Origin of the sequence: Streptomyces murinus, assembly GCF_002154555.1 — a bacterium.
GTDB classification, from domain to species: domain Bacteria; phylum Actinomycetota; class Actinomycetes; order Streptomycetales; family Streptomycetaceae; genus Streptomyces; species Streptomyces murinus.
Window position 1 is genome coordinate 1 of the sequence record NZ_MUNF01000600.1, and the last position, 4304, is coordinate 4304.

The following is a 4304-nucleotide window of genomic DNA, read 5'->3' on the forward strand; positions in this document are numbered from 1 at the left end:
CGTCCAGGGCGCCGCCGATGAACAGGGACGGCTGTGTGATCGGGGCGCCGCGGTGCGGGGTGAGGTCTTCCCAGTCCCGGTCCATGTTGCGGTAGCGGTTGAGTGCGCCGGTGACGCCTGTGCGCTCGAACTCCCCGGCGTAGACGTCGAGATCGTCCTCGCTCAGCCAGGCCGGGAGGACCCCCGCGGGGAAGCGGTCGCGCAGCCGGCCGCCGCGGGCGACGAAGTGCGGGTCGGGCTCGCCCTGGGCGGGCATGGTGTCGGCGGACAGGGCCGCGTAGAAGCCCGCGAGCCAGCCCCGGACGTCGGGCTCGATCTCCGCCTCGGCGCGGCCGGGCTCCTGGAAGTAGGAGACGTAGAACTCCTGCTCGGGGCCGCCGATCCGGCCGAAGACATCGGTGGGGCGGGGGCCGCCGGGCGGCGCGTAGGGGACGCTCAGCAGGCCGACGGCGCGGAAGACCTCGGGGTGGAGCAGGGCGGAGGCGGCGGCGATGTTGGAGCCCCAGTCGTGGCCCACGACCACCGCGCTCTCTGCACCGAGGGCGTGCACGACGGCGACGTTGTCCGCCACCAGGTCGAGCATCCGGTAGGCGTCGGTCGCCGCCGGCTTGGAGGAGCGGCCGTATCCGCGCACGTCGATCGCCACCGCCCGGTAGCCGGCCGCGGCGAGGGCCGGGAGCTGGTGGCGCCAGGAGTACCAGGACTCGGGGAAGCCGTGCACGAGCAGGACCAGCGGGCCGCTACCCTGCTCGACCAGGTGCAGGCGGCCGGCGGGGGCCTCGACGGTGCGGTGACGGAGGGCGGCGGTGGGCTCGGGCTGCATGGACTTCTCCTCGGTTCGCGGTGGGCACGCCTGCCCGTCGATCATGCGACGCGGCACCCGCCCGACGCGATCAGCGTTGACATTCTGGCAAACTCGCAGGACAGAGTCGTGAAACGGCATGGTCTACAGAAGGGAGCGGGAGTGGTGGCGGTCGACGACGTGGACGGCACGCTGGCCGCGCTGGGGCCCCGGTTGCGGGCCGCGCGTGAGCGCCACGGCGCGACGCTCGCCGCTGTCAGCGGCGCGACCGGCATCGCGTCCAGCACGCTGTCCCGGATGGAGACCGGCCGGCGCAGGCCCACCCTGGAAGTGCTGCTGCACCTGTCGAAGGAGTACGGCGTCGGCCTGGACGAGCTGGCCGGCACGGCACCCGCCCCCGCGGCCGAGCCGCGCGCCACGGCACCGCTGAGCTTCGGCGACGACAAGGCGGTGCTGCCGCTGACCCGGTACGTCGGCGGCCTGCACGCCCACAAGCACGTCCTGCCCGCCCTTGAGGAGGACCCTCCCGCGCGTCCCCGTCAGGTCTCCCACGACGGCTACGAGTGGCTGTGCGTCCTGTACGGGCGGCTGTGGCTCGCGCTCGGCGACCAGGATCTCCTCCTGACCGCCGGAGACGTCGCCGAGTTCGACACCCGCACCCCGCACGGAGTGACGAACACCAGCCCCGGCGCCCCGGTCGAATACCTGATCATGTTCGGCCCCCAGGGCGAACGCCTCCGCCCACGCACCCCTGCGGCCACCGGCCGCGCCACCCACCACCCCAATCGCGCCCGGGCCGACCGGGAAGAACAGCCGTAGCCTCCAAAACCCGCTCCGCCAGGACAGCGAAACCACGACCTGCACATGGGTTCGCGGCCAAGCGCCACCCACATTCCTGGAATTCGCGCACTGCCGACCACGCTGACGCCCAAGGCCCCCAACAGCGAACACGGTCACGACGGAGCGGTCGAGCAACAGCGCCTCGTCGCCCTCGGTCCCGCCCCATGGCAGGCGAGCCCGACCGGGGACGGCTGGAGCGCACCCGCACGCTGCACGCCCGTTCCACGACGCGGGCGCACTCGCCGCGCTCGCTTTCACCCGGGCACGAGCTCGATGGTGCAGCAGGCTGTGGTGGTGCCACGCACGGTCCCCCTGTCCGTGCGCGGCCCGCGCCGCAAAAGGTCTCCGGCCGACCCGACCATCTGCTGCCCCGCCGGGCAGTTGCCCGGCCACCGTCCTCCTGGGCAACGCGCCACAGGAGCCCCGGCCGTGCACAAGCACCTACCGGATTCGGCGAGACATCCTCGGCTGGCCCCCCATCCCGTGGTCTCGGTGCGTCGTAACGCTGGGGCGCGAGTGGCTACGGCGGGCACAACCGCACACCGCGAGGAGCACCCGATGAGCCATGTCCTGACGACTGGTCATCCCCGCCCGGCAGGTCTATGAGGACGGCACGTACGCGCGCGCCGCCCGTACCGCCTCCGGCATCTGGGTCGTGTCCCACAACGGGGACGGCCTGCACATGGCGTGTGTGGCGGCGAGGACGTCAAGCCCGAGTTCGTCAGCACCGACCCCGCGAACCTCCCGCCCGCCGACCCGGGCCGTCCTCCGCGACAGGCTCGGCCGGATCGGCGTCATCCGGCGCCTGGAGAACCCCTGGCTGCGGGACGCGATCACCACGGCGGTCCTGCGGCAGGTCGTCCGCGCCGATCAGGCCCGCAAGCTGTACCGCACCTGGTGCAGCACCTACGGCACCACTGTGGATGGCCCGCGTGGCGCGTTCGCCGTCGTGCCCTCGCCGGCCACCGTACTCACCCTGACCTCCGAGTAATTCCACGACGGCGGGGTGAAGTTCCACCGCACCGCCCGTCCACAGCTCCGGACTCCGGACGATCCGCTGCCGGACTTCCGACACTCGACCGCCACTTTGCCCCTGGAACAGGGCGTCGACCTCGTCGTCATCAAGGAACTCCTCGGCCACGCCCACATCGGCGTTACCGCAACCGTCTACGCCCACGTCCGACTCCGCCTCCAGCGCGAGCAAGCCGCCCCGCGCCGCCTCGGTCCACTGACGTTGCCGTCATCTACTGCCGTCAAACGCCTCAGGAGCCCCGTCGAGATGTGTCTCGACGGGGCTCCTGAATTCTTCCCTAGCTCAGCCTGTCAATCGGCTCTGAATCGCCACTAGGCGCTCCCGACCAACAGTACGGTCAGACTCCCTGAGTTGCGAAAGGTGACCCGAGTTCAAATCCTCTAGCGGAGGTCCGGAAATTGCACGTCGCTGAGATCCAGCCTCCTGTGCGAAGAATTCCGCTCCTGGGATGTTCTGATCCAATTGCCCCATCGCAGTCACGCAGGCGTGTGCACATTTGAGCGCATCCTCGGAATCGGCGCTGGACCGGTAGAGGCTTGCATAACGCAACGCAAGAACCGAGTAGAAGGCGTAGATTCCCGCTACCCCAACGATCTCCTCGTCGGACGGTTCCAACTCTTGGAAGCCTTCCAGGGTCTCCACGTAGCTCCGGAATGAACCACCCGGAATTCCAGGTTTCCAAAGGTCCCCTACGGCGTGGACGACGAAATCGACGTCACTACTCCGCGCGGGGTCGTCGCCACACAACCCCGTGAAGACCTGCACCATCCGCTCCGCACAGCTCGCCACGAAGGTTGCAACCTGAGCGTACGACTGCCCTCTGATGGTGGCCGCAACCGCCTCATCGACTACCACTCAAAACTCCTCTGGCGAGTTGTCGTCTTACCGTTTCCGGGATACACCTGACCCATCATCTTACCGCCGGTGCCTCGGATGAGCGGCGCACACACACCCAGACATACATTGCGAGAGGTGCCCCCCGCCGTGGGAGTCCAGCCCATTTCATTGATGAAGAGTAGGGCGTTCTGCTCTGCATGGGTGCCTGGAATATTTTCGGCGGCCATCTCACCCTTGCCGATAGCGGACATCTGCGCGGGTGTCAGGCCATCGCCAGATCCCGCAACGACGTTGATCGGACCGTGAGGGGTATCCGCCCGAACTACAGACACAGTGCTCACGTTCTTACGAATAAATTCATCCGGCTCAGCGGCATGAATTTCGCTCGCTCGCGCAGAGAGATTGCAGTTATGAACCAGGACCGGAGTGGCCCCCGCCAGCACATAGTACGTGTGGGTGACGGCGACGGTCAGGTCGTGGGTCAGGTGCTCGTGGTGCCAGATTCGGACGGCGGTGATGGTGACCGCGGCGCCGGAGGCGGAGTGCAGTCGCATACCCGCTTTCAGGCCGCTGGCGTCGATCCACGCGTGTTCGGACGTGACCCAGAAGGGGTGGGTGACGGTGATCTTCGATGACTTGCCATGGTTGCGGATGGTGATGGTGGCGAAGTCTTTGTCGTGCTTGGTGGTGATCAGCTTCTCGACGGTGCGAGAGTTGTTCTTTCCGGTTTCCGGGTCGGTGGCCTCGACCTTTTCGCCCGGCTTGATGTCCTTGATCTTCTTTTCATGGCCG

Annotated in this window: 4 protein-coding genes and 1 pseudogene; 3 read left to right on the plus strand and 2 right to left on the minus strand. The window is 68.2% G+C overall.

Going from position 1 to position 4304, the window contains the following annotated elements:
* Nucleotides 1–823: alpha/beta fold hydrolase (locus tag CCN72_RS30945; RefSeq protein WP_086811387.1), on the minus strand; the 823-nt coding region annotated here is incomplete at its 3' end.
* Nucleotides 824–967: 144 nt separating this feature from the next.
* On the opposite strand from CCN72_RS30945, the gene CCN72_RS30950 reads away from it, so the two are divergent.
* From CCN72_RS30950 to CCN72_RS40945, 3 genes and pseudogenes are all read left to right on the plus strand, one after another.
* Nucleotides 968–1621 (plus strand): helix-turn-helix domain-containing protein, encoded by a 654-nt coding sequence (locus CCN72_RS30950; protein WP_086811391.1) that lies wholly within the window; start codon nucleotides 968–970, stop codon nucleotides 1619–1621.
* A 676-nt stretch (nucleotides 1622–2297) separates the two neighbouring features.
* Nucleotides 2298–2633, plus strand: a complete 336-nt coding sequence (locus tag CCN72_RS30955; protein WP_143664253.1) for a hypothetical protein — start codon at nucleotides 2298–2300, stop codon at nucleotides 2631–2633.
* 72 nt (nucleotides 2634–2705) lie between these two features.
* Nucleotides 2706–2990, plus strand: a pseudogene (locus CCN72_RS40945) (tyrosine-type recombinase/integrase); the annotation flags it as partial.
* 533 nt (nucleotides 2991–3523) lie between these two features.
* On the opposite strand, the gene CCN72_RS30965 reads toward CCN72_RS40945, so the two are convergent.
* On the minus strand, nucleotides 3524–4304 hold a 781-nt coding region (locus CCN72_RS30965), incomplete at its 5' end, for a polymorphic toxin-type HINT domain-containing protein (RefSeq protein ID WP_244174566.1).